This is a genomic window from Hydrogenophaga aromaticivorans (genome assembly GCF_013387465.1).
Lineage (GTDB): Bacteria > Pseudomonadota > Gammaproteobacteria > Burkholderiales > Burkholderiaceae_C > Hydrogenophaga > Hydrogenophaga aromaticivorans.
Genome location: NZ_VYGV01000016.1, coordinates 315,049 through 339,551, shown reverse-complemented (window position 1 = coordinate 339,551; position 24,503 = coordinate 315,049). Strand labels below are relative to the sequence as shown.

General features: G+C 64.7%; 22 protein-coding genes. 5 read left to right on the top strand and 17 right to left on the bottom strand.

Features of this window, described 5'->3' with window-relative positions; all coding sequences use genetic code 11:
• The first annotated feature begins 90 nt into the window (after positions 1-90).
• Positions 91-714, top strand: a complete 624-nt coding sequence (locus F3K02_RS18740; protein WP_177137133.1) for a hypothetical protein — start codon at positions 91-93, stop codon at positions 712-714.
• A 112-nt stretch (positions 715-826) separates the two neighbouring features.
• On the opposite strand, the gene F3K02_RS18735 is transcribed toward F3K02_RS18740, so the two are convergent.
• Complete coding sequence (locus F3K02_RS18735) at positions 827-2,416, bottom strand: MFS transporter (protein WP_281362835.1); 1,590 nt, start codon at positions 2,414-2,416, stop codon at positions 827-829.
• A gap of 279 nt (positions 2,417-2,695) precedes the next feature.
• Here F3K02_RS18735 and F3K02_RS18730 point away from each other — a divergent pair, with 279 nt between their 5' ends.
• Positions 2,696-3,667 carry a tripartite tricarboxylate transporter substrate binding protein gene (locus F3K02_RS18730; protein WP_177137132.1) on the top strand — a complete coding sequence of 324 codons (972 nt, stop codon included), beginning with the start codon at positions 2,696-2,698 and terminating at the stop codon, positions 3,665-3,667.
• A gap of 112 nt (positions 3,668-3,779) precedes the next feature.
• Here the strand turns inward: F3K02_RS18730 and F3K02_RS18725 are convergent, their stop codons facing one another.
• The 16 genes from F3K02_RS18725 to F3K02_RS18650 form a co-directional block, all read right to left on the bottom strand.
• Entirely contained in the window at positions 3,780-4,409 is a 630-nt protein-coding gene (locus F3K02_RS18725; RefSeq protein WP_177137131.1) for a GntR family transcriptional regulator, read from the bottom strand.
• A gap of 121 nt (positions 4,410-4,530) precedes the next feature.
• Positions 4,531-5,343, bottom strand: coding sequence for an HpcH/HpaI aldolase/citrate lyase family protein (locus tag F3K02_RS18720; protein ID WP_177137130.1), 813 nt, complete (start codon positions 5,341-5,343; stop codon positions 4,531-4,533).
• Positions 5,344-5,350: 7 nt separating this feature from the next.
• Positions 5,351-5,932 (bottom strand): cysteine hydrolase family protein, encoded by a 582-nt coding sequence (locus tag F3K02_RS18715; RefSeq protein WP_343067110.1) that lies wholly within the window; start codon positions 5,930-5,932, stop codon positions 5,351-5,353.
• A gap of 46 nt (positions 5,933-5,978) precedes the next feature.
• On the bottom strand, positions 5,979-7,181 hold the full coding sequence (locus tag F3K02_RS18710; RefSeq protein WP_218179494.1) for a CaiB/BaiF CoA transferase family protein: 1,203 nt from the start codon (positions 7,179-7,181) through the stop codon (positions 5,979-5,981).
• On the bottom strand, positions 7,178-8,320 hold the full coding sequence (locus F3K02_RS18705; protein ID WP_246309635.1) for a CoA transferase: 1,143 nt from the start codon (positions 8,318-8,320) through the stop codon (positions 7,178-7,180). Before F3K02_RS18705 ends, F3K02_RS18710 begins: the two co-directional genes overlap by 4 nt.
• Positions 8,321-8,380: 60 nt before the next feature.
• Positions 8,381-9,595, bottom strand: a complete 1,215-nt coding sequence (locus F3K02_RS18700; RefSeq protein WP_177137128.1) for an FAS1-like dehydratase domain-containing protein — start codon at positions 9,593-9,595, stop codon at positions 8,381-8,383.
• A 102-nt stretch (positions 9,596-9,697) separates the two neighbouring features.
• Complete coding sequence (locus F3K02_RS18695) at positions 9,698-10,699, bottom strand: Bug family tripartite tricarboxylate transporter substrate binding protein (protein WP_177137127.1); 1,002 nt, start codon at positions 10,697-10,699, stop codon at positions 9,698-9,700.
• A gap of 35 nt (positions 10,700-10,734) precedes the next feature.
• A complete protein-coding gene (locus F3K02_RS18690) occupies positions 10,735-11,658 on the bottom strand; it encodes an SMP-30/gluconolactonase/LRE family protein (protein ID WP_177137126.1) in 924 nt (307 codons plus the stop codon).
• A gap of 13 nt (positions 11,659-11,671) precedes the next feature.
• Positions 11,672-12,433 (bottom strand): ABC transporter ATP-binding protein, encoded by a 762-nt coding sequence (locus tag F3K02_RS18685; RefSeq protein ID WP_177137125.1) that lies wholly within the window; start codon positions 12,431-12,433, stop codon positions 11,672-11,674.
• A complete protein-coding gene (locus tag F3K02_RS18680; protein WP_343067109.1) occupies positions 12,426-13,214 on the bottom strand; it encodes an ABC transporter ATP-binding protein in 789 nt (262 codons plus the stop codon). Before F3K02_RS18680 ends, F3K02_RS18685 begins: the two co-directional genes overlap by 8 nt.
• Entirely contained in the window at positions 13,211-14,215 is a 1,005-nt protein-coding gene (locus F3K02_RS18675) for a branched-chain amino acid ABC transporter permease (protein WP_343067108.1), read from the bottom strand. Before F3K02_RS18675 ends, F3K02_RS18680 begins: the two co-directional genes overlap by 4 nt.
• Positions 14,208-15,086: an ABC transporter permease subunit gene (locus tag F3K02_RS18670; RefSeq protein WP_177137124.1), complete on the bottom strand. Its 879-nt coding sequence runs from the start codon at positions 15,084-15,086 to the stop codon at positions 14,208-14,210. The genes F3K02_RS18675 and F3K02_RS18670 overlap by 8 nt, the downstream gene beginning before the upstream one ends.
• Positions 15,087-15,090: 4 nt before the next feature.
• A complete protein-coding gene (locus tag F3K02_RS18665; protein WP_177137123.1) occupies positions 15,091-16,011 on the bottom strand; it encodes an NAD(P)-dependent oxidoreductase in 921 nt (306 codons plus the stop codon).
• A 17-nt stretch (positions 16,012-16,028) separates the two neighbouring features.
• The gene (locus F3K02_RS18660; protein WP_177137122.1) at positions 16,029-16,772 is read right to left on the bottom strand and encodes an SDR family NAD(P)-dependent oxidoreductase; all 744 of its coding nucleotides are present in this window, start codon (positions 16,770-16,772) and stop codon (positions 16,029-16,031) included.
• Between the two features lie 59 nt (positions 16,773-16,831).
• A complete protein-coding gene (locus tag F3K02_RS18655) occupies positions 16,832-17,674 on the bottom strand; it encodes an HTD2 family dehydratase (protein ID WP_343067107.1) in 843 nt (280 codons plus the stop codon).
• A gap of 10 nt (positions 17,675-17,684) precedes the next feature.
• Entirely contained in the window at positions 17,685-18,896 is a 1,212-nt protein-coding gene (locus F3K02_RS18650) for an ABC transporter substrate-binding protein (protein ID WP_177137120.1), read from the bottom strand.
• 167 nt (positions 18,897-19,063) lie between these two features.
• Here F3K02_RS18650 and F3K02_RS18645 point away from each other — a divergent pair, with 167 nt between their 5' ends.
• The 3 genes from F3K02_RS18645 to F3K02_RS18635 are packed head-to-tail and all read left to right on the top strand — an operon-like array spanning position 19,064 to position 24,376.
• Positions 19,064-20,293 carry a CaiB/BaiF CoA transferase family protein gene (locus F3K02_RS18645; protein ID WP_177137119.1) on the top strand — a complete coding sequence of 410 codons (1,230 nt, stop codon included), beginning with the start codon at positions 19,064-19,066 and terminating at the stop codon, positions 20,291-20,293.
• Positions 20,294-20,315: 22 nt separating this feature from the next.
• The gene (locus F3K02_RS18640) at positions 20,316-20,879 is read left to right on the top strand and encodes a DUF2889 domain-containing protein (RefSeq protein WP_177137118.1); all 564 of its coding nucleotides are present in this window, start codon (positions 20,316-20,318) and stop codon (positions 20,877-20,879) included.
• 41 nt (positions 20,880-20,920) lie between these two features.
• On the top strand, positions 20,921-24,376 hold the full coding sequence (locus F3K02_RS18635; protein WP_177137117.1) for a pyruvate carboxylase: 3,456 nt from the start codon (positions 20,921-20,923) through the stop codon (positions 24,374-24,376).
• The last annotated feature ends 127 nt before the right edge of the window (positions 24,377-24,503 follow it).

Sequence of the window (24,503 nt, the reverse complement as noted above, 5' to 3'; positions counted from 1 at the left end):
AGCCGTAGCTACAGTCAACCGCCAGCCAAACCGGATGCCATAGACTGCGGAACTCCCACCAAACGGCATCTGCCCAGCAGATGAAGCCCCATGAGCTTGAACAACGACCACATCCTCCAATCGATCCAGAAATCCGGCAAGGCAATCCATGACAGCCGGGAGTTGCTCAAAGCCGAAGTGGCCCGCTACACCGAACACTTGATCAGTGTGATGGGCTCGCAGCCTTTGGGACCCATGGCGGACAGCGCGTTCGGGCAACTCAAACTGGTCGCACGGATGCACCAGGAAATGCAGGGACTGGAAGAACAGCTCCGCGGGATCTACCAGTCGGCCACGCATCTCAAGTCGAACGACGTACAGATTATCGAAGCCCTACCCCACCGTCGATCCTCCGAAGCCTCCTACGAGCGAGTGGAGGACGCGAAAGTCGTGGCGCCAGTTGTGCGCCGAAAGCCAGGCAGGAAGCTTTCGGCGAAGCCCGTTGCAGATGCAGCGCCCGTCCAACGCCGCGGTGGTCGTGTCAGCACCAACGACGACAAGGTGCTGGCCGCATTGCGCCGCCTGCTCAAGGTATTCAAGAACACCGCGCTGCCGCAGGCGCAAATCGCAGCCGAGGCGGGCATTCCCGTTGGTTCGATAGCCGCCTCCCTGCACCGCCTACAAGATGCTGGGAGGGTCGTGCAGAAAGCGCGGGGGCACTACCGTCTGAACTGACCCTTTGTCCCAGCCGGACTTCAAGGCCTCAGTCCCAGAACTAGCACTTGACTCTTCACATCTAGTGAGGAGATCCCAATTCGGAGCCGACCCATCGAACGCGTTTGACCGTTCAGGCGGAACCCGTCGTCGTCTCCATCAGGCTGCGGGTGACGCGCGGCGGCTCCTCACCGAGGTGAAAGGCCAGCTTGCGGTCGCGCAGCGCCACATCGGCGGCGGTGACGCGGTCGAAGCGCCGCAGGTGATCGGTCCAGGACTCGTCGACGATGACCTCGACAAAACGGCTGGGGTCGTGGATGTCGTGCAGCAACTCCCACGACAAGGCCCCGTGGCGCAAACGGCTGCGGCGCCCCTCGCCCAGCATCAGGTCGCGGAAGTCGGCCGAGCGTGCCGGATCGATGCGGTACTCGACCATCACCATCACATGGCCCCGGGGCGGTGGTGCTGTGATCTGTGGCGCCGGAAAAATGCGCTTGGGCGTGAGGTCGTCTTCCAGCCCGGAGTCGGGCATCAGGCGGTTGGCCAGAAACATGGAGAGCAGCCCAGTCACGGAAGCGATGCCCAGGCTGACCGGCACGCTGGTCCAGGTGGCCACCTGGCCCCAGATCGCGGCACCCAGGGCGCTGGAGCCCATGATCGCCATCTGGTACATGGACATGCCGCGCGCGCGCACCCAGTCGGGCAGGCCCATCTGGATCGAGACGCTGAGCGTGTTGGCGGAGGTGATCCAGGCCGCGCCGCCCAGAAACATCGCGGGAACCGCCACCCAGACCTGGTCGGTCAACGCCATGGTCGCCATGGCACCCGCCTGCAGGGCCGTGCCGCGCAGGACGAGACCGTCGCGCGGATAACGGCGGCGCAAGGCCGGCAGGAACGCCGCCGAAGCGATGGCGCCCGCGCCCATGGCCGCCAGAAACAGCGTGAAAGTGCCGGCACCGCCGCCCTGCATGCCGCGCGCCAGCAGGGCCAGCAGCGCCAGCAGCGCAGTCGAGTGAAAGAAGAAAATCGAGATGCGCAGCAGCACGCCCTTCAGGTGGTAGGACTGGGCCACGTACTGCAGGCCCACGCGCATCGCGGTGCCCAGGCGCTCGCGCCCCAGCGGATGCGGCTTGTGCTCGTGCTTCCAGCGGCTGATGATGACGGCGGCCACCACGGACAACACTGCGTTGAGCAGGAACACCCAGGCACTGCCGGCGCTGGCGATCAGCGCGCCGGCCACCAGCGGACCGATGATGCGCGAGGCATTCATCGACACCCCGTTGAGCGCCAGCGCCGCCGGCAACTGGTTCCGGGGCACGATCGTGGGCACGATGGCCGAGAACACCGGCCAGCGCATCGCCATGCCGATGCCGTTGACAAACGTCAGCGCCAGCAGCAGGGCCGGGGTCAACGCGCCCAGGAAGATGAAGGCACTCAGGATCGACGCCACCACCGCCACCCACAGCTGCGTGAAGAGGAAGAAGCGCTTGCGGTCCAGGCTGTCGGCCAGCGCGCCGCTGGGCAGGCCCAGCAGGAAAACCGGCAGGGTGGACGCCGTCTGCACCAGCGCGACCCAGAGCGGCGTCGTGGTGAGCGAGGTCATCATCCAGGCCGCCGCCACATCGCTCATCCACATGCACACGTTGGCCATGAGCCAGGTGGTCCACAACATGCGGAAGACCGGCTGGCGAAGCGGCGCGAGGGGAGACAGGTCGTGGTGCAAGAGTGCCTTACTGTGGAGAGAGCAGGCCCCTCCATGTTGAAACGTGTTGCATCACCCTATGGGGTGGAGCAAAGCTGATGACGGGGATCGCTCAACACTCACGTTTTCAAAGAGCGATGTGATCGGCTGGTTTCGGCCTCTAGCGCACCAATTGCATACGGTACAGGACGCTCAAGATCGCGGCTCAACATAGCCAGAGTGTGCAACATCGCTATACAACGCACAATATTTAATGCATTATCGTAGTTGTGCGTTCCATATTAAACAACGGAGACATCCATGCGCGCCCTTCAGAAGTTGCTGACCATCATTTACGCGGCTGCCCTGAGCAGTTCCCTTCCAAGTTTTGCGTCGACGGACTACCCCAACCGCCCGATCAAACTGATCGTCCCTGTTGCCGCCGGAGGAGGCACTGACTTCACCGCACGCTTGCTGGCAGAGAGACTGTCTGCCGCACTGGCACAGCCTGTGGTGGTCGAGAATCGTCCTGGAGCGTCGGGCAACTTGGGCGTCCAGCAAGTCGCCACAGCCACGCCGGATGGCTACACCCTGGTCATGCCGATCACCTCATTCCCGATCAACCCCAACCTCCAGAAGCTCCCTTTTGACACGGTCAAGGATTTTTCCCCTGTGATCCTTGTCGGCACATTGCCCCTGGTGCTGGTCACCCACCCAGGGGTTCCCGCGCGAAACGTTGGCGAACTGATCACCCTGGCCAAAAACTCGAAGCAGCCACTCAACTACGCCAATTCCGGCAACGGAACGACGGCACATCTCGCTGGCGAACTCTTCAACCGCATGTCGGGTATCAAGATGGTCAGCATCAACTACAAGGGCGGCGGCCCCGCTGTCACCGACCTCTTGGGCGGTCACGTTCAAGTCTACTTTTCCACCATTCCACCGGTGCAGCAGCACATCGAGTCTGGCAAGCTGAGCGCACTGGCCGTGACAGGCACGGAACGAAGCACCGAACTGCCCCAGGTGCCTACCGTTGCCGAATCGGGTCTGCCCGGCTTTGACGTGACGGCCTGGTTCGGCCTGTTCGCTCCTGCAGGCACCCCATTGGCCGCAATCAAACGGCTAAATACCGAACTCGTGAAGATCCTTGCGATGCCTGATGTGCAGCAGAAAATGACCAACCATGGCGTACAGCCCGCTGGCGGAACGCCCGATGCGCTGGGCGCATACCTGGTCAGGGACATCGACAAGTGGGGGAAAGTCATTCGAGAAGCGGGTATCCGGGCAGAGTGAAACCGCTCTCGCATCTTTTTCCCGGACCGGGCGTGTCCGGGGACCCTGCCAAGAAAGGCTTCACCCGAACCCGGCGGCTGGTGGGCGCAGGTATCCCCATTGCCCGGCGGACCTACTGCTTCGACTTCAAGATGGACCAGCCGGACTCGATGTGTTTACGCATCGCAAGCATCGAAGCCGAAGGATCGCCAGATGTGAGCGCTCGCAGAATCTCATCGTGCTCTTTGACCGCGTCCTTGCCCCGCTCCTCGACCGCGTTGATCAGATCAAACGGGTAGCGCGCCCACAGGATCTGAACAAAGTGCAAGGTCTGCGGCATTTTCGCGATGTCGTAGAGCCGGCGGTGAAAACGGTAATTGACGCCACGGGCGATCGCACGGTCACCGGCTTCGAACGCCTTCTCAAACTCTTCACCGAGCGCCCGCAGGTCGCTGATGTCTTGCGCAGTGACATGCTCCACCGCCCCGCGGACCAACTGTGCTTCAAGCAACAGCCGCAAATTCAGGATCTCTCCGGATGCGGATGCGTCGAAAGGCACAACCCGAGCACCGCGGTAAGAGTCACCGCTGACATAGCCCTCCGCCGCCAACAGCTTCAGGGCTTCCCGCACCGGCGTGATACTCAGGTGCAGCTCTTTGGCGATCTCCGCCTGTTTGAGACGAGATCCGCGAGGGAACACCCCCGAGATGATCCGTTCGCGCAGGTAGTCAGCCACCTGCTCTTCTTTTGTTCGGTAGTCCATTCGCGGCGGGCTGACAGGCCGTGCCAGGCCGTTAGCAAATTCCAGGTTAGTCCCCAAAACGGCTGGCCCCTCTGATAGCCGTCCTAAGACGCCAATGGGAAGGGCCAGGGCTTGCCGGATTCTAATCGGTGCCGTGCAACGCGGCCTCGGCCAGAATACGCCGGGCCCGGTCAACCACCGGCTTGTCGATCATCTTTCCGTCCACCGCCGTCGCTGCGCCGCCGCTCGCTTCGAATGCAGATTGCACGCGCTGCGCCCATTCAATCTCCTCGCGGCTCGGCCGGAACGCCGCGTTAGTCGCCGCCACCTGGCCCGGATGGATGCACAGCTTTCCACCGAAACCGAGCTGGCGCGAACGCAGGGCGTCGGCCCGCATGCGATCGTTGTCATTGAAGTTCACGCTGACGCCGTCAACCGGCGCCGCCAGTCCCGCATACCGCGATACCAGAACGATCTGGGTGCGCACAGCGGTCATGGCCTCACCCTCGTCCGCGATCCCGCTTTCAGCCGAAAAGTCCACGCTGCCGAATGCGATCCGCTCCACACCATGGACAGCCGCCACCTCCCTCAGGTCCATGTACCCGTCCACGGTCTCCAGCAACGCAATGAGCCTGCGTCCGTTCAGACGGCTGACTGTGCGCGCCAGCGAGTCCGGGTCTGCCTTGGGCAGCATCACGTTGGCGCTTGCGACCGACTGGAGCATCCGGATATCGTCCTCGTACCACGCTGTCTGTGCCGCATTGATGCGCACGAAAGCCTGCCGTCCGGTCGCGAGCCAGGACGCCACGTGGCCTCGTGCCTCTGCCTTGGCCGCCGGCGCGACCGCGTCCTCCAGGTCCAGCACCACCTCATGGGCGCCACTGGCGGCGGCCTTGTCGAAGCGGTCCGGTCGGTGCCCTGGGACGAAAAGCAGGCTGTGTGCAACTCGACTCATTTGCTTCTCACCCGAAGACCACGTCTTGCGACGTGGTGATGCGGCAAAAACGCTGCAGACCCTTGATCGCGTTGTCGTGCTCCTCATCGGACAGTCCACAACAGCCATCCTCTAGAACCACCATCTCGTAGTCCCGGTCATGGCCTTCGCGCACCGTGGCCTGCACCACGGCGTTGGTTGATATGCCCGAACAATAGATTGTCCGGATACCGTGCGCACGCAGGATCGCCTCCAGACTGGTGCTGTAGAACGGGCTCACGCGGTGTTTGACGATGTCGAAGTCGCTGGTCTGCTGGCCCAGGTCCGGATGCACCTCGGTGCCCCAGGTGCCCAGCTTGAAGATGCCGTTCTTACGGGCTCCGGAGAAAATCGGCGAACTGGGCGGGCACTCGCGGTAGTCGGCAGAAAAGCCAACACGGACGAAGCCGACCGGTAGGCCGGCAGCACGCGCCTTGTCCAGGGCCACGCGCGTGTTTTCAAGCACACGGCGGCTGCGCACCTGCTCGCCGTAGGCGCCCTTGCCGTTGGGACCGTCGGCGTGGACCAAATCGTTCATCATGTCCAGCACCAGGTAAATGGCATCTTTCACAGGGCAATCCTTTCTTGGGTTTGTTGAATGTGGGTTCGCGGTGCGCTCAGTAGATGATCTCGCGTGCTTCGAGATCCGAGCGCTGCGCGCTGCTCAGGCCCAGCAACTCGCCGAACACGTAATCCTCATCCTGTCCCAGCGTGGGGGTCAACCGACGGATGCCGACGTCGTCGGTGCCGCCAAACCGTCCCGGAGCCCCCACCGCCAGCCGCGGAGGAATGTCCGGCGAACGCACCTCGACCAGCGCCTGTCGTGCGAGCAGGTGCGGATCGCTGGCGATGTCTTGCATGTTCCACGACACGTGAGCGCACAGACCCGCTTCCTGCATGCGGCCCGCCATGGCATCGGCATCACAGGTGGCCAGCCAGTACGACACCAGTCGGTCCAGGTCTTCGCGGTGTTTCAGGCGACCCTGGGCCGTTGCAAAGCGGACATCGCTGCACTCGCGGCACAACACCTGCAGGAGCTTGCCCCACTCATCATCGTTGCGCACCGCAAGCGTGAGCCACCGATCCGGCTTGGCCGTGCGGTACACCCCGTGGGGCGCCATCCCCAGGTCAGCGTTGCCAGGGCGAACGGGCGTCATGCCGGCGCTCGCCTGGACCAGGGCATCACCGATCATGGCCGAGGCGACTTCGCGAGCTGCCAGATCCACGTGCTGCGCCAGCCCGGTTCTGCGACGCTGGTGCATCGCGGCCACCGTGGCCACAGCCGCGTGCAAGCCGGCCGAATGGTCCATCACATGGCGCATTTCCACGGGAGGTCCATCGCTGTAGCCACTCATCCAGCCCAGGCCCCCCCAGGCACCGAACAGGGGCGCATAGCCGGCGAAGTGCGAGTCCGGTCCGCTCTGTCCACACGAGGAAAGCGAGAGCAGCACGATGTCGGACTTGACCTCGCGCAGCGCCTCGAACCCGAGGCCGAGGCGGTTCATGACACCAGCCCGGAAGCTCTCGGTCGCCACATCGGACACCGCCACTAGCCGCTTGGCCAGCGCAACGGCCTCGGCCTGCTTGAGGTTCAAGCGCACCGACAACTTGTTGGCCGACACCTGGTCGAAGGTCGCGGCCTGCATGCGGCCGTATACGGCGTGCGGTTTGCGAAAGGCATCCGGTCGGGTTCGGCTTTCGATCTTGATGCACTCCGCGCCCAGTTGCGAGAGCAGGTGTGTGCAGTAGGGTCCTGCAGCGTGGATCGTGAAATCGGCGATACGCACGCCAGCCAAAGGCGCATTGGTACGTTTCATCATGCCAGCACCACCGCGTCCATTTCTCCCAGCGCCGGCACGCGTCCGCCGCCAGGCAAGAGCGAGCAGCGGAACTGGAAAGGTGCAACCAGCACCTCCACCGATCCACCGCTCTCCAGTTCCGAGCGCGCAAACAGGCCACGCGCCCGCTCGTGCTCACTCTGTGTCACCTCCATAGGTGTCCGGTACTTCGCCGCGGGCACGCCCAGTTCCTGCGCCCGACGAACAATCTCCTCGACCGGGTGCCTGCGCATCCACTCGCGCACATGGCCATTGATCTCGTCGCCGCGGCGGCTGCGTTCCAGCGGATCGCTCAGGCTTTCTTCTTCAGCCCATGCCGGGCGCCCCAGCAAATCCACAAGCCCGTGCCACTGCCGGTCTTCCAGCGTGAGCAACTCGACATAGCCATCGCTCGCCTCGAACACACCGCCATAGCGGAAGCGCCTCGATGTGCGGTGCTCCAGCGAACCATCGCCCAAGCGCTGCAAGGCGAAGGCCCCCACCGACAGCACGGCGTCCTGCACCGATACATCGACGTACTGGCCACCCGCCACAGGCACAGCCCACCAGGCCGTGAGCGCGGCCAACGCCGCCATGGTGCCTCCCTGATAGCCGGCAAAGTGGCCATAGATCTTCAGTGGCGGACGGTCCGGGAACAGCTCATGGGACAGTCCATTGGGCAGCAGGAAGCCCTCGCCCCCGGCGTGGAGCAAATTGATCTCCTCCCCATCCCAGTTCGCCTTCGGTCCCGAGGCGCCAAAGGGCAAGACACTCACGTGCACCAGGCCCGGATGCCGCGCCCCGATCAACGCCGGATCCAGCCCGTGCCGCGCTCGATCGCGCAGCGGCGTGTCGTCGATCAGGATGTCGGCATGAACCAGCTCGCGCTCCAGCACGAGCCGACCCTCGGCAGAATCCAGATCACACACCTGACTGCGTTTTCCCACCGCCAGGTAGGTGAACAGCGCGCTGTCCCCCGTACCGTCCAGCAGCGGTGCGGCATGGCGCAGCGGTGAGCCACCGCTCGGCTCCAGCATCACGACGTCCGCCCCCATCGCGGCCATCAAGCGGCCTGCGTAGGCGGCAGCGACTGTGCGTGAACACTCAAGAACGCGACAACCGGTCAAGGGCAGAGATGGCATTTGCGGTGCGTCGTTGCTGGACATGGTGGCTCTTTCGCTGGTTGTTCCGCTCGGCGCCGTTCAACGGACGACGGGCAACTCAAGGTCCATGGCGGAGCCGTCGATGAACGCTGGCAACTTGACGTCGCGCGAGGGCAGCGCCACCGTGGCCAGCCCCGGGGTGGTCACTTCACCGCGCTGGTTCTCCGCGGCAATTTCAATGTCCACCAGCGGCACGTTGTTCTTCACATACTTGCGCACGACTTTGCCCTTGCAGAACGTTGTGTCGCCGACGATGTTGAAACGGCGCATCTCCGTGCGCACCCGCTTGATGACACCGGCATCACCCATCCAGTTGGTGATGAGCGTGCACATCCAGGAGGAACGCTGCGGACCGTAGTCGTAGGTGCCCGGCACGCCAACCTCTTTGGCCACCGACTCGCGGTGGTGACCGATGCCGGTGTACTCCACCCCACCGCCCGCTTCCGGATTGCGGAAGAAGTGACCCGGATGCTTCACCGCAGCCTGCAACACCACACCGTGGGTATGGCCCCGACCGCAGCCCACCAGGAACCCCATGGTGTCCATCAAGGACAGCGGACCACGGGCGATGGTCGGGAGCTCTTCACCCACCTCCACTTCCTCCCAGTAACGAACGGCGGCACCACGGATGTTCTTGGGTTCGTCCAGAACGATCTGATCGATGCGGTCGTGTTCTTCGTTGCTGTACTCGTACTGCTCGATTTCTTTGTACTTGCCGGTGTCTCGCGCAGCCTTGCGCTCGTGGCGGGTACAGGTGCCCAGCGCTCGGGCCACCAGCTCGCTGCGCTGGTTGTAGTAGCACGCTTCCACGTACTGAAGCACCAGGCGGCCAGAGAACTTGCTTTCCTTCTCTTCGACACCGACCACGCGCTCGATCGGGGTGATGCGATCACCCGGGCGCACATGGCGCATCAGCTCCCAGTCGTTGCCGGCATAGAAGCCGTGCACGCCAGGCAGACCCCAGCGGGTACGACCCAGCCAGCCGAAAGCCATGGGGAACATGGGATGGGCCAGCATCGTGCCGTAGCGCGATGCTGCGCCATACCCGATGTCGCGGTACAGCGGATTCAGGTCACCAATGCCATTGCACCAGTTGCGCAGGGTGTCCGCGGTGGCGTCCTGCAGATACGGTCCTTCCGGGCGCAGGTGCAAGCCGATCATCGCTCTGGCGTCGGCGATGGCCTGATCGGTGATGAGGCCTTCAGCGGGCGCATTGCCGACTTCGTTCTGCTGGGGGATTGCGATGGCATTCATGTGTGTAGCTCCGGTCGTTGAAAATTTGATGTTGAATGCATAATGCATTCTTTTGAGAAAAAAGTCAATGCCAAAGGCCTGACTTTGCACGTCAGACGTCGATCAATCGATGCGGATATCGGCCGCCTTGATGATGCCGCCCCACTTGAGGCGCTCGTCCTTCACGAACGCGTCGAGCTGGCTCGCCCCCATGTAAAGAGGCTCTATCCCGATCTCCTGCATCTTGCGCCGGGTCTCGGGCTGTTGCAGCGCACGCTGTATGTGCTCGCTCAGCTTTTGCACGACGTCGCGTGGTGTGCCACGGGGCGCAAACAGGGCGTCCCAGGCCACGACGTCAAACCCGGACACGCCTTGCTCGGCCACAGACTTGACGCCAGGCAGCATCTCGCTGGCTTTGAGTGATGTGATGCCCAATGCACGAAGTTTTCCGGAAGCGATGTGTGCCCGCGCGGCGGTGACCGTGTCGATGGTCAGGGGGATCTGCCCACCGAGCACATCGGTCATCGACTGGGCGGAGGATTTGTACTTCACCCCGAACAACGGCGCTTGTGCCACCTTCTCGAACTGCGCCAGCACCACGCTGGCGGTGGTGCTAGGCAGTCCGACATTGAGGGTCTTCGGGTTCGCACGGGCGCGTGCAATGAGTTCGGGGATGCCATTGGTGGGGAAATCGGGTGACGACGTGCTGATCACCATCGGCAGCAGGCCGATCATGGCCACGCCTTCGAAGTCGGCGGAGGGACTGAACCCGAGGTTGCTGTAGAGGAATTCGTTGGCCGCGTGGGTGGCGTTCGTTCCGAGCAGGAAGGTGTAGCCATCTGGCGCGGATTTGGCGGCGACTGCGGTTCCGATGTTGGCGCCCGCACCGGCACGGTTTTCCACCACAAACGGCTGGTTCAGCGTCTTGGCCAGCTCCTGCGTGAGCAGGCGCGTCAGCACGTCGGCGCCCTGCCCCGCGGCATACGGCACGATGATGCGGATCGGTCGCTCAGGCCAGGTCGTCTGCGCGGCCGCAGGGAGTGCCCACGCCAACAGCGTCGAGGCGACCAGCGCACAGCCGGCGCGCAAGGTGGTGCGCCGGTTGTGGAGTTTCGATGGCTTCATGGATGCGTCCTTTCAGGGGTGGTTGCCGGAGGGGGTCAGGCGGAAAGCGGTAGACCGGCTCGCGGCCAGACGGCCTCAAACAGCTGGCCATAACCGGAGAGGGTGATGAAGGCGGTGCGCCGGTCGGGCCCACCGAAACAGATGTTGGTGCAGTAGCCTTCGGGCGCATCGTGGAACTCCAGCAGCTCGCCCACCGGGGAAAACACACTGATGCCGCCGCGCACCAGCGTGGCCACACAGATGTTGCCGCCCTCCTCCAGCGCCAGCGAATCGAAGCGCTGGAAACCGGGCAGGCCATGCACCAGGCGCCCACCGTTGGGCGACGGCCAGGCTTCGTGCCCGAGTTCGCCACGTCCGATGACAGGAAAGGACCACAGCCGGCTGGTTTCCGTTTCCGTCACATACAGCGTGCCGCCATCGGGTGACAGTCCGACGCCGTTCGGCGTCAGCACGGGGTGGGCGGCGCGGCGGATGAAACGGCCATCCGTGGTGGCGTAATACACCGCGCCGCGCATCATGCGGTCCTCGAAGGTCTTGCCAAAGTCGGTGAACCAGAAGCCGCCCTGGCCGTCGAACACCAAATCGTTCGGACCATGCAGGGGCACGCCGTCGCAATGGGTGTACAGGGTTTCAACAAGGCCGCTGTCGAGGTTCACGCGCTGGATCGCACCGCCACGGTAGTCCGCGGCCGGACCGGTGGGTCGCATGAAGCCGCCGTCGGTGCGCCAGCTGAAACCGCCGTTGTTGCAGATGTAGCAATGGCCGTCCGGCCCCAGGGCCGCGCCGTTCGGACCGCCACCCACCTCGGCAACAACACGCTGCGTCCCATCCGGCAAGACCCGCGTCAGGCGCCCAGCGGCGATCTCGACCACCAGCACACTGCCATCCGGCAGCGCCACCGGCCCCTCGGGAAATTGCAACCCGCTGGCGATCACCCGCCCCTGCAATTTCTGTTTCATGACAGCTCCCGTTTCAAGCATGGGCGGTGGGCGCGGCGTCCTGCCGCGCCCCCAGATAGGCATCGATGGCCTGCTGGCGTCCCTCGCGGCTGCGCAGGGCATGGGCATCCAGCTCGCCCACGATGTGGCCATGGCGCATCACCCAGGCACGCGCCGCCAGCTTGGCCGCCGCGTGGAAGCTCTGTTCCACCAGCAGCGCCGTCAGCTTCTGCTCCTGCTGGATCAGGGCCAGCCGTTCGTACACCCGAGCAACGAGCAAAGGGGCAAGTCCCAGCGAGGGCTCATCCAGCAGCAGCAACCGGGGACCGGACATCAATCCGCGGCCGATGGCCAGCATCTGCTGTTCACCGCCACTGAGCAGACCCGCCGGCGACTTCAAGCGGGTCGCGATCTCCGGGAAGAACTCGAGCACCATCTGCTGGCGCCGCACCCGTGTGCGGGCATCGACGAAATACGAGCCCAGCGTGAGGTTCTCGGCAACCGACAGATCGGTGACGATCGCACGCCCTTCGGGCACGTAAACGATGCCCGCGCGGAACCGCTGCGCGCAGGACAACCGGCTCACATCCTGCCCGTCGAAGCGCACCCGCCCTTGCGACGGCTCCAGCCCGGCTATCGCCCGCAGGGTGCTGGACTTGCCGGCACCGTTGGCACCCAGCAGCGCCGCGACCGTCCCACTGGCCACCCCCATCGAAACCCCGTGCACCACGGGGCCGGCGCCATAGCGCACGGTCAGGCCATCCACCTGCAGCAGGTCTGAAGTCGTATCACTCATCGTCGTCTCCGAGATACACGCGGACCACTTCCGGGTTGGACCGAATCTGCTCGGGGTCTCCCGAGGCCAACAGTCGCCCGACGTTGAGCACGTGGATGGTGTCGCACACTTCCATGATCAGGTCCATGTCATGCTCCACCACCACCAGCACCATCTGCGGCGTACGCAGCTTTTTGAGTGCGTTCGACAGGTCACGCGTCTCCACCGAGTTCAGGCCCGCTGCGGGTTCGTCCAGCAGCAGCACACGCGGCGACCCCGCAATGGCGCGAGCGATTTCGGCCAGCCGCAGCATGCCCGGCGGCAGTTGTGAGGGCGACTCGTCGGCCGCCTGGGCGATGCCCAGCCGGCTCAGCGCCGCGAGCGCCAGATCGCGGTTGTGCTGGCGCTCGGCCCGGCCGCGCGCCAATGGCAGGAACGCGTCCAGCCAGCCCGCAGAAGACTGACGGTCCAGCCCGATCATCACGTTCTCGACCACGCTGAGTTCGGGGCACAAGGCGACATGCTGGAAACTGCGCGAGAACCCGAGTGCGGCCCGTTCGGTGGGCGCCATGCCCTTGAGCTGCACCTGACCGAGCCGGATGCTGCCCTGCTGCGGCGAATACAGGCCGGTGAGGCAGTTGAAGAAACTGGTCTTTCCGGCACCGTTGGGACCGATCAGCCCGGTGATTTCTCCCGGCGCCAGGTGCATCGCGATGTTGTGCAGCACCTGGTTGCCGCCGAACGAGAGCGCGAGGTTCTCGACCACCAGAGGCACCGCTTCCATGACCGTTGTGGTGTTCACGCGCGGCCTCCTTCGAGGCGGGCACGAAGCCCCGCCGGCAGCGCGTTGACCCCCAGCACGACACCCAGCAGCGCACCGCCGTAGAGGATGGGCACCCAGTCACCCGCGCCAGCCAGCAGCAGGGGCATCAGCGTCAGGAACAGGCCACCTACGATGCTGCCCACGACCGACAGGGAATACAGGCTCACCACCGATCCCACGAGCAGGAAGATGGATGTCCAGAGCGTGAAGCTGTTGGGCGAAACAGTCGACGAACTGAACGAGAGCAGCGCACCGGCGATCGCCGCAATGCCGGCGCTCAAGGCCACACAGGACAGGCGGGCCCAGCTGCGGCGCACACCGAAGGACTCCGCCGCGTGCGCGGAGGTGCGGATCAGCAGCAGGGCCGTGGCCTGACGCGAGCGCCGGAAGCGCCACAACAGGGCCACCACGAGGAACAACCCCATGAGCGGCAGGTAGTAGCGCTGCAGCGACTTGCCCATGACCGGCAAGGCATCGAGCTTCACATACAGTCCTTCGTAACCGCCGGTCACCGAAGAGAAGTGCAACAACACTTCGGGCAGCGCCAGCGCCAGCGCCATCGTTGTTACCGACAGACCGATACCGAACAGGTTGCGCGAGGGATAGGCAAACACCAGTCCCATCGCCGCGCCAACCACCGCGGCCACCGGCAGGCTGAAGAGCAGCGACAGTCCGAAGTACTTCTCCATCAAGGCCACTGTGTATGCGCCTGCTGCGACGAACACGCCGTGCCCGATCGACACCTCGCCGCCGTAGCGCACCAGGAAGCTCACAGAAATGATCGCGATCGCGTTGGCGAAACACAGCCCCAGTGTGAACGTCCAGTAGCCACCCGCCACCAGCGGCAGCAGCAACAGGAACAGCAAACCGACGGCAACGCCGATCCGCATCGTCAGGCGGTGGCCGCCAGCGCCACCGGTCACGCCGGCAGCAGGCGCATGGTCGGCCACGGCCCCTTGAACCATCAATGCATCAGACACGGGTACCTCCTCGCACAGACAGAACCCCTTTGGGAAAGACGTTCAGCACCAGCAGCATGGTGAGCAACAGGTAGGTGTTGCTGAACTCCGCCGCGATGTAGAAGGACAGCAGATTCATCAGGATGCCCACAAAGATCCCACCCAGCACAGCGCCCGGCAGGCTGCTGAACCCACCCACCACCGCAGCGGCGAAGGCCTGGAGCATGAAAGACGAGACGCTGGTGGAGGACAGGAACGTCGTGGGCACGATCAGCAGCGAGGCCACCAGCCCCAGCAGGCCGGCCACCACCCAGGAGAACAGGTGCACTTGGCGCAGGTTCAGCCCGCACACGCGGCTGGCGAAGGGATTCGCCGACACCGCCCGGAAAGCGATCCCGATTCGGGTGCGCTCGATCAGAAGGTACAACAGTCCGATCACGATCAGCGTCACGCCCAGCACCGCCAGGTCATAGGTCGAGATGCGCACCGGGCCGAGCTGCCCGCGCCAGTCGGGCAGCGGCAGGTCCATCGACACGACGTTGGAGCCAAACAGCAGCTGCGTCGCGCCCTGTGCGACCAAGCCGATGCCCAGCGTGGCGATCGTGCTGGTCAGGTCCGACTTGAACACCAGCGGCGCGATCAGAAAGTAGCAGCCGGCCATGACAGCCACCATGATCACCAGCGTGAGCAGCACCGCCAGCCCCCAGGCCATGTTCGCAAAAATGCCGGCGGTGAAACCGAACACCAGGAAGGCCGAAAGACCGGCCAGGTTGCCATGGGCGAAGTTCACCACCATGGAACTCTTGTAGATCAGGACGATGCCGATCGCCCCCATCGCATAGAGACAACCGCTCACCATCCCGGCCCAGAGCAGGCCCAATAAATCGTCCACGGCATCAGTCCTTGGTGGTGCCCGTGGCGGGTGCCAGGGCGATGTTGCGGTCAATGACCTCGATCACCGCGGGGTAGTAGCGACCACTCCAGCCGTTTTCAGCCGTCGCCGCGTAGTAGCGCTGCGCCAGTTCGGTGACGCGCGTCCTCACACCGGTCTGTTCGGCCAGTTCCAGCACGTAGCCAATGTCCTTGAGCACGTACTCCGGAGGAAAGGACTTCGCCGGGTACTCCCGCGGCAGCATGGACTTTCGCCCGTGGTTGCGCAGCGCGAAGCTGTCGCCCGAACCCTTGGACACGGCATCCAGCAGCGTCGCGGGTTGTACGCCGGAACGCTCGCCCAGCACCATCATCTCGGCCAGGGCGAGGGTGTTCTCGAACACCAGTGCGTTGTTGATCAGCTTCACCACCTGGCCGCAGCCGGTGACGCCGCAATGCGTCACGTCCGACCCCATGTAGCGCAGCCACGGCTCAATGCGTGCGAACAGCTCCGCGTCCGCCCCCACCATGATGCTGAGTTCGCCGCGTTGCGCCGCTTCCCGTGTGCGCGCCACCGGGGCATCGGCGAACGCCACACCCAGGGCCGCGAGCCGTTCGGCCACGCTGCGCGCCACGGCCACGGTGGTCGTGCTCAGGTCGACGATCACCTGTGGTCGCCTCGCCCCACTGGTCAATCCGCTGCTTCCCAGGCAGACCTGCTCCACGGCTGGTCCGCCCGGCAGCGACAGAAACACCACGTCGGCCTGCGCGGCCAGCTCGGCCAGCGTTCCCACGCGGCGGGCCTTGGTTCCGTCGAGCACCTCGAACGCCCCCGGGTTGGTGTCGAAGGCGAGGACATCGCCCGCGTGCTTCATCGCGACGTTGCGGCACATCGCCCCACCCATCACGCCGAGCCCGACAAAACCGATCACTGCATCTGTTGCCATCTTGAAGCCCCTTGGTGTCAGTCCATCCACATGCCGCCGCTGATGTCCAGCGATGTGCCTGTGATCCAGTTGGAAGCGGGCGAGCACAGGAACAGGGCGGCTTGCGCGATGTCATCTGCATTCCCCCAGCGACCCAGCGGCACCGACGCATGGGCGGATGGCGCCGCGTTGCCCGTGACGTTGGCCCACATGGCGGTTTCCACCGGACCGGGGGCCAGGGTGTTGGCGTAGACGCCATGTGGGGCGCCGGCCTTGGCAATCCAGCGCATCATTCCGTGAACGGCCGATTTGGAGGCCACATAAGCCGGACCGGACGCTACGCCACCGTTCTTGGCGGCGATCGAGCCTGCGGCCAGGATCTTGCCGAAACCACGCTCGCACATCAGCGGAAACAGCTTGCGGGCCGGGTTCACCACGCCCATCACGTTCACGTTGAGGATGGACTGCCACTCCTCATCGGTGCTCTCTGCGAGGGGTGTCCGGGCGATGGTGCCGGCGCACAGCACCAGGATGTCGACTTTCTGGTGTCGGGCAATCACCGCATCGATCACCCGGTCGGTGTCGCTGCGCGAAGTCACGTCGTAACGCAGGTATTCGATGCCCGGACCGAGGTCTTCCTTGTCCGCGCGGTCCGTTGCCACCACCGTGGCGCCTGCGGCCTTGAACGCCGCGCTGATGGCGCGGCCCATGCCGCCGGCGCCGCCGGTGATCAGCGCGACCTGGCCTTCCAGGCTGGCCGGTCCGCTCATATGTTGTGCCATGTTTTTGGTGCTCCTTGTGTGGGTTGGGTTCTCGGGACACCGGTCCCGTGCTTGCATCGTCAGCGGAAAGTGGCCGTGGCGGACATGGCCAGCTCGCCGTCCGGGCCCCGGGCCCACAGGGACATGGCGCCGCTCTCCGCGTCACGGCCCTCCAGGCGAAAGGGACGACCGACGAACAGGGGACTGACACCTCGGAAATCGAAGCTCGCCAGCCGGCGAGCGCCGCCGTGCGCCACCGCAAACTGCTGCAGCAGCGTGGCCGTCAACGGCCCATGAACCACGAGGTCGGGATAGCCTTCTTCTTCACGCGCGTAAGCCTGGTCGTAGTGGATGCGGTGCCCGTTGAAGGTCAGGGCCGAATAGCGGAACAGCAACGTCGTGTCGGGCCGGAACTCCTGGCTCCATTTCGCCTGCCCGTCGTACGGTTCTGGTGCCGCAACGGGCGAAGCCCCCGGGGGCGTCGCATCCCGGTAGACGATGTCCTGTTCCTCGGCGATGCAAGGCTTGCCCTCGCAGCTGATCACGTGCTCTACCGTGACGAACCACAACGAGCCTCGTTTGCCGACCTTGTTCTCCACTTTCAGGATCAGGCTGCGCCGCGTCGCCGTGGCGTCGACAGGGACATCGGCCAGGTAGCGCACCCGGCTGCCGGCCCACATGCGGCGCGGCAACTCGATCGGCGGCAGGAATCCACCGCGCAGGGGGTGGCCATCACCGCCCAGTCCGCTGCGGCGCACGACCGGGTTGAAAAACAACCACTGCCAGCCCGGTGGCAGGGGCTTCCCGGGGCCCGGCGCGTCTTCAAGATCCAGGGCCGCGGCCAAGGCTTGAACCGACGGCGCGAGCACCCGCTCCGTTCGTTCCTCTTCCCGGCCAACCCAGTCGTCATAGGCAGTTGTCACACTCGGCTCCTCAGGAAATCTTGGCGTCGAACACATCGGCTGGGAACGGACGGAAGTCGCGCACCAGCTTGAAACTGCCATCTGGCGCCGCCTGGATGATTCCCTCCTGGCGCGCGCCGCGGTGGTCGCCCGCCTTGAAGGTGACATTGCGTGCACCACCGACCGTGGCGTTGCTCATGGTTTCCATCACGTCCACCAGGTTGGCGCGGGTCAGCGGCTTGCCACTGGCCAACAACATCTGAAAACCCTTGACGAACAGCGCGCCATTGCTCCAGCCGTTCAGGCCGAACACGCCGATGGGATCGTTCGGGAAGTGCTTGGCCACGTTGTCGCGGTAGGCCTTGATGTCCGGATCGTCGGCACCGACCGGCATCAGCCACGAGGAGAAAAAGGTGCCATTCAGCAGGTCACCCGCCAGTTTGCGCGTCGTCGGATCGGCCGTGAAGAAAGGCGCCATCCACTTGGTCTGGAAACCGATGCGGTCGGCAGCCTTCTGCGCCGCCGCCAGGTTGGCGTTGGAGCCGAAGAGGATCACCACTTCAGCCTTGGTGTTGGCCAGTCGCCGCACATGCGGCGTGAAGTCGGTGTTGCGCACTTCGAAGGGGATCGATTCGGCCGCCTCTTTCTTGAGCGTGCTCATGTGCAGATCGAAACCTCGTTTGGCCGAGCGCCCCAACTCATCGTTCTCCCACAGCAGGGCGACGCGGCTGGCGTTCAGTCCATTCAGGGCATAGTCCAAGTTGGAGGCAGCCGACCACCCGTAATCCGGCAACAGCGGAAACACCAGCCTCTCGGCGAACAACGCTGTGGCGCCACCGATCGGACCAATCATGGGCAGCCCCACTTCCTTGGCGTAGGGGATCACCGCCACCGACTGCGCAGTCCCCACCGGAGCCGCTAAGGCAAAGACCTTGTTCTCCTCCACCAGGCGACGCGTGACCGCGACGCTGCGCGCCGGCTCATAGCCGTCGTCGTAGGTCACATAGTTGATCTTCCAGCCGTTCAGGGCGTTGGTCTCGTTGGCCCACTTGAAGCAGGCCTCGGCTGCGTGCGTGAGGATCGTATAGAACGGCACCGGCCCCGTAATGGGCGTGAACGCCCCCACAGTCACCGTCTTGTTGGCCAGATCAATGCCCGGGGAAGCCTGCTGGGCTTGCACCCAACCCGGCAGGGCCAGCGATGTGACCGCAGCGCTGCTGGAGAGAAAAGTTCTTCTGTGCATCTTGGTGTCTCCTGTGGATGTTCGGGATATGCGCCAAGATCACTCGACGCACAATGCATTGTATGGAATGCAGAAGTCATTAAAATTAGGGTTTCCACTGAAAAAACAGGGAAATCTTCTGTTTTTACCGATATACAATGCATTCTTTTAACGATGAAGGGCATCCCATGCACCACCCTCCACTCTCCGGACGACGCGTCATTGAACTGGGCACCATGCTGGCAGCGCCCTTTGCCTCACACATCCTGGCCCAGCTCGGCGCCGAGGTGATCAAGGTGGAGCCGCCCGCCGGCGACCCCACACGCAGCCTGGTGCGCGGCGGCCCCAGCGGCACCTTCATCGCCTACAGCCACGGCAAGAAGAGCGTGTGCATCGACCTGGGCCGACCCGAGGGCCGCGCCGCATTTCTCCAGCTGATCGCCAGCGCCGACGCACTGGTGCACAACCTGGCGCCCAAGGCCGCGAAAAAGCTCGGGGTCACGCGCGAAGACTGCGCCGCGGTCAATCCGAACCTGATCTACTGCCACATCCGCGGTTACGCGGCCGGCCCGCAGGCCGATGACCTGGCCTCGAATCCGGTGGCCGAAGCCGCCACCGGTGTGATGGAAGCCAACCGGGTCAACGGCCGACCCAGCCGCCTCGGCCCCTCGTACCACGACCAGTTCGCAGGTGCCTATGCGGTCATTGGCATCCTGGCGTCGATGCTGCAGCCCGAGGCCGACCCGGGCGAACGGCAGGTGGAGATCGGCCTCTACGAAACCGGTCTGCACGTGGCATCGCGCGACCTGGTGGGTGTTCAGCTCAAGACCCAGTTGCTTGGCCGACCCGAACGCGAACCGCATGGGGAGTTCAGCATGCCGGGCTACGGCGCCTACCTCACCGCCGACGAACGCTGGATCTACCTGCTGATCCTGAACGACGCCCATTGGCTGAAGTTCTGCGAAGCCCTGAAGCTGCCGCAGGCGACAGATGCGTCGCTGGCCGCGCTGCGCCACCGCAAGAAGCGCCGCGAAGAGGTGGAGGAGATCGTGAAGGCCGCTGTGGCCCAGCACCGTTTCGACGACGTCGAATCCCGGTTGAAGGCAGCAGGCGTCGGCTGTACCGAAGTGCTGCCGCTGGAACGTGTGCTGGAGGCGCCGCAGGCGCACCAGCCCGGCAAGCTGCGCACGGTGCCCTTGCGCGGCATGGATTTCGAGGTGCCCGAGTTTCCGCGGCTGGGTGCCTGCGATGACGGCATCGTCACCCTGCCCCCGGCCGAGCTCGGCGAGCACACCCTGGAGGTGCTGCAAGCTGCGGGCCTGAGCCCTCAGGCCTGCGAGGCCCTGATCGCGTCAGGTGCTGTGGCGGTGGCCCGGCCGGACAGTTTTGCCTGGGCCCCGGTTCGCCCTGGCACCTGAACACGCCAGCCCCGGAGAACCCATGACCCACCCTGCTGATCGGGAAGAGATCCACCACCGCCAGATCGACCTGCGGTTTTTCCGGCGCACCGACGGGCTTTTCGAGATCGAAGGACGTCTGGTGGATACCAAGAGCCACCCATTCCGACGACAGCTTGCCCACCAGGACACACCACCGGGCGTGCCCGTGCACGACCTCCTCGTGCGCCTCGTGATCGACGAGGACATGCTGGTGCACGAGGCATCGGCGGAGATGGTAGCGACCCCTTTCGGCGTTTGCCGCGGCGCAGTGAACACCTTGGCGCCACTCCAGGGCCTTCGCCTCGGCGCGGGCTGGGGCAAGCAAGTGCGAGAGCGCCTCGGCGGCGCACAGTCCTGCACGCACATCGTCGAACTGCTCGGCCCCATGGCCACCACCGCCTTCCAGGGACTGGCGCCCCAGCGCTTGGCCAGCATCAATGCACCGGCAGGCGAAGCACAGCGCCGGGCCAAGGTGGACAGCTGCTACGCCTATGCGGCGCAGCGGGAAGTCGTGGCACAGCTCTGGCCCGACCTCCACCGACCACCACACGACCGCGACACCTGAGCACACCTGCTGATGTATCGGCAGACAGCGCGCAACACACCATGAAACAGCCCACCATCGAATCGATCCTGATCGCCAACCGTGGCGAAATTGCCATCCGCGTCATGCGCGCGGCCACCGAACTCGGCATCCGTACCGTGGCCGTCTATTCCAACGAAGACCGCTTCGCCCTGCACCGCTTCAAGGCCGATGAGAGCTACCTGGTTGGCGCGGGGCAGAAACCCATCGCCGCGTATCTGGACATCGCCGAAATCATCCGGGTGGCCAAACTCGCCAAAGTGGATGCGGTCCACCCCGGCTATGGTTTCCTGTCGGAGAACCCCGACTTTGCAGACGCCTGCGCGGCGGCCGGGTTGGTCTTCATCGGGCCGTCCAGCACCGTGATGCGCACCCTGGGGAACAAGGTCGCCGCGCGCCATCTGGCCGAGTCCGTGGGCGTGCCTGTGATGCCGGCCACACCCCCGCTACCGCTGGACACGGATCAGGCCATCGCGCTCGCCGAAGCCATCGGCTACCCGCTCATGCTCAAGGCGAGCTGGGGTGGCGGTGGCCGCGGCATGCGCGTCATCCGCAGCCGCGACGATCTGCTGGAGCAGATGCCCATCGCCCGCAGCGAAGCCCGGTCCGCATTCGGCAACGACGAGATCTACCTGGAAAAGCTGGTCGAGCGGGCGCGCCACGTGGAAGTGCAACTGTTGGGCGATACCCACGGGCACCTGCTGCACCTCTTCGAACGCGACTGCACGGTCCAGCGGCGCAACCAGAAGGTCGTTGAACGGGCGCCGGCGCCCTATCTGAGCGACGAACAACGCGAGGCCTTGTGCGCAGCGGCACTCACACTCGGCCGCGCCGTGAACTACACCCACGCCGGCACCGTCGAGTTCCTGCTGGATGCCGACACCGGCGCCTTCCATTTCATCGAAGTCAATCCGCGCATCCAGGTCGAGCACACCGTGACCGAACAGGTCACCGGCATCGATCTGGTCAGGGCACAGATCACCATCTCGCAAGGCGCGGCCATCGGTGTGCCTGGTGCCGCCGTGCCGCCGCAGGAGGCGCTCCGGCTGAACGGCCACGCACTGCAGTGCCGGGTCACCACCGAAGACCCCGAGAAGAACTTTTCACCCGACTATGGTCGACTCTCGAACTACCGGTCCACCGGTGGCTTTGGTGTGCGCCTGGACAGCGGCACCGCCTACTCCGGCGCGGTCATCACGCCCTACTACGACAGCCTGCTGGTCAAGGTCACGTCCTGGGGCATGAGTTCCGACGACGCCATTTCGCGCATGGGGCGCTGCCTGCGGGAGTTCCGCATCCGCGGTGTCGCCACCAACCTCGCCTTCCTGGAAAACGTCATCACACATCCGCAGTTTGTCAGCGGGACGTGCACCACCCGCTTCATCGACCAGAGTCCGGAACTGCTCAAAGTCGCACAGCGGCGGGATCGGGCCACCAAGCTCCTGCGATTTCTCGGTGAGGTCAGCGTCAACGGACACCCGGAAATGAAGGGGCGGACGCTGCCAGCGCTGCCTTTGCCCACGCCCGTCAAACCTGCGTGCGACCTGATCCAGCCGGCGCCGCCCGGCACGCGGGACCTGCTGCGCGAACTCGGCCCGGAGACATTTGCCCAGTGGATCAAGGCACAGCAACGCGTGCTGCTGACCGACACCACCATGCGCGACGCCCACCAGTCGCTGCTGGCCACCCGCATGCGCACCCATGACATGGTGGCGATCGCACCGCACTACGCCCGGCTGCTGCCGGACCTCTTTTCGGTCGAATGCTGGGGTGGCGCCACCTTCGATGTGGCGATGCGGTTCCTGAACGAGGACCCGTGGCAGCGCCTGGCACAACTTCGCACTGCCATGCCCAACGTGCTGCTGCAGATGCTGCTGCGCGCTTCGAACGCGGTGGGCTACACCAACTATCCGGACAACGTGGTGCGCTTCTTCGTGGCCCAGGCGGCCCAGGCCGGCATCGACGTCTTCCGGGTCTTCGACTCGCTGAACTCGGTCGAGAACATGCGGGTGGCCATCGACGCGGTGAAGGAGTCCGGCGCCCTGTGTGAAGCCGCCATCTGCTACACGGGGGATCTGTGGGATACCCGGCGGGACAAGTACAACCTGGCCTACTACGTGAAGATGGGCCAGGCGCTGCAGCGCGCCGGCGCGCATGTGCTGGCCATCAAGGACATGGCCGGCGTGTGCCGCCCCCGTGCCGCGGCGGCCCTGGTGCGCGCACTGAAAGACGAAACCGGACTGCCGATCCACTTTCACACACACGACACCAGCGGGATGTCCGGCGCGAGCGTGCTGGCGGCCATCGATGCCGGCTGTGACATCGTGGACGGCGCCCTGGACGCCATGAGTGGCCTGACCTCCCAGCCCAGCCTGGGCAGTCTGGCGGCGGCACTCGAAGGCCACCCCCGCGATCCGGGCGTGCGCCAGGAGGCGCTGCGCGACCTGTCGCACTACTGGGAAGGGGTTCGCCGCTACTACAGCCCGTTCGAGAGCGACATCCGCTGCGGCACCTCCGATGTGTACCGACACGAAATGCCCGGCGGGCAGTACACCAACTTGCGTGAACAGGCCCGCTCCCTGGGACTGGAGGCCCGCTGGCCCGAGATCGCCGAAACCTATGCCCAGGTCAACCTGCTGTTCGGCGACATCGTCAAGGTAACACCCACCTCCAAGGTGGTGGGTGACATGGCGCTGTTCATGGTGGCCAATGATCTGACGCCCGCCGACGTCACCGACCCCAACAAGGAGCTGGCCTTTCCGGAGTCGGTGGTGTCGCTGTTCAAGGGTGAGCTCGGATTCCCCGCGGATGGCTTTCCCGAGGCCTTGCAGCGCAAGGTGCTCAAGGGCCAGCCACCCCTGACGGGTCGAGCCGGCGCGCAACTGCCCCCGGTTGACCTTGAAGCCGAACGGGGAAAGCTGACGCGACAGCTGGGTCACGCGATCAGCGACCAGGACCTGGCGTCCAGCCTGATGTACCCGAAGGTGTACCAAGCCTTCTCGAAACACCGCAGCCACTACGGTGACGTCTCGGGTATTCCGACGCCCGCCTTCTTCTATGGACAACAGGAGCGCGAGGAAATCGCGGTCACCATCGACACCGGCAAGACGCTGCACGTGAAGGTCGAGGGGAGCACCCCACCAGACGCCGAGGGCCAATGCCGTGTGTTCTTCGAACTGAACGGTCAACCTCGCCTTATCCGCATTCCGATGGCAGGCGCGGTCGTCACGAGCAAGGCCACCCGGGTGGCCGAAGAGAACAACCCTCACCATGTGGGGTCACCCATGCCAGGTGCGGTGGCGCGCGTGGCCGTGCGCGAAGGCCAGCGCGTGTCCAGGGGCGATGTCCTGGCCACCATCGAAGCCATGAAGATGGAGAGTCTGGTGTGCGCCGAGCACGACGGGGTTGTCACCCATGTCCATGTGCAGCAAGGTGACTCCGTCCCAGTCCGGGGCTTGTTGTTTGAAATCGGCGGCTGACTGTCTGCGCTTCCCGGTGTATCAACCTGGCATCGGACACCATCAAAGTCACCCGTCATTCCACTACGAACTGGCGACGGTTTGATGAAGCTGTCGAGTGGTTTGAACCAAGACACCATTTCTATCA

Coding starts and splice junctions, on each gene's coding strand:
- F3K02_RS18645 (WP_177137119.1), top strand. CDS start 19,064: ATGCACCACCCTCCACTCTCCGGACGACGCGTCATTGAACTGGGCACC.
- F3K02_RS18660 (WP_177137122.1), bottom strand. CDS start 16,772: ATGGCACAACATATGAGCGGACCGGCCAGCCTGGAAGGCCAGGTCGCG.
- F3K02_RS18705 (WP_246309635.1), bottom strand. CDS start 8,320: ATGCCATCTCTGCCCTTGACCGGTTGTCGCGTTCTTGAGTGTTCACGC.
- F3K02_RS18740 (WP_177137133.1), top strand. CDS start 91: ATGAGCTTGAACAACGACCACATCCTCCAATCGATCCAGAAATCCGGC.
- F3K02_RS18635 (WP_177137117.1), top strand. CDS start 20,921: ATGAAACAGCCCACCATCGAATCGATCCTGATCGCCAACCGTGGCGAA.
- F3K02_RS18700 (WP_177137128.1), bottom strand. CDS start 9,595: ATGAATGCCATCGCAATCCCCCAGCAGAACGAAGTCGGCAATGCGCCC.
- F3K02_RS18690 (WP_177137126.1), bottom strand. CDS start 11,658: ATGAAACAGAAATTGCAGGGGCGGGTGATCGCCAGCGGGTTGCAATTT.
- F3K02_RS18665 (WP_177137123.1), bottom strand. CDS start 16,011: ATGGCAACAGATGCAGTGATCGGTTTTGTCGGGCTCGGCGTGATGGGT.
- F3K02_RS18710 (WP_218179494.1), bottom strand. CDS start 7,181: ATGATGAAACGTACCAATGCGCCTTTGGCTGGCGTGCGTATCGCCGAT.
- F3K02_RS18730 (WP_177137132.1), top strand. CDS start 2,696: ATGCGCGCCCTTCAGAAGTTGCTGACCATCATTTACGCGGCTGCCCTG.
- F3K02_RS18695 (WP_177137127.1), bottom strand. CDS start 10,699: ATGAAGCCATCGAAACTCCACAACCGGCGCACCACCTTGCGCGCCGGC.
- F3K02_RS18650 (WP_177137120.1), bottom strand. CDS start 18,896: ATGCACAGAAGAACTTTTCTCTCCAGCAGCGCTGCGGTCACATCGCTG.
- F3K02_RS18720 (WP_177137130.1), bottom strand. CDS start 5,343: ATGAGTCGAGTTGCACACAGCCTGCTTTTCGTCCCAGGGCACCGACCG.
- F3K02_RS18685 (WP_177137125.1), bottom strand. CDS start 12,433: ATGAGTGATACGACTTCAGACCTGCTGCAGGTGGATGGCCTGACCGTG.
- F3K02_RS18640 (WP_177137118.1), top strand. CDS start 20,316: ATGACCCACCCTGCTGATCGGGAAGAGATCCACCACCGCCAGATCGAC.
- F3K02_RS18725 (WP_177137131.1), bottom strand. CDS start 4,409: ATGGACTACCGAACAAAAGAAGAGCAGGTGGCTGACTACCTGCGCGAA.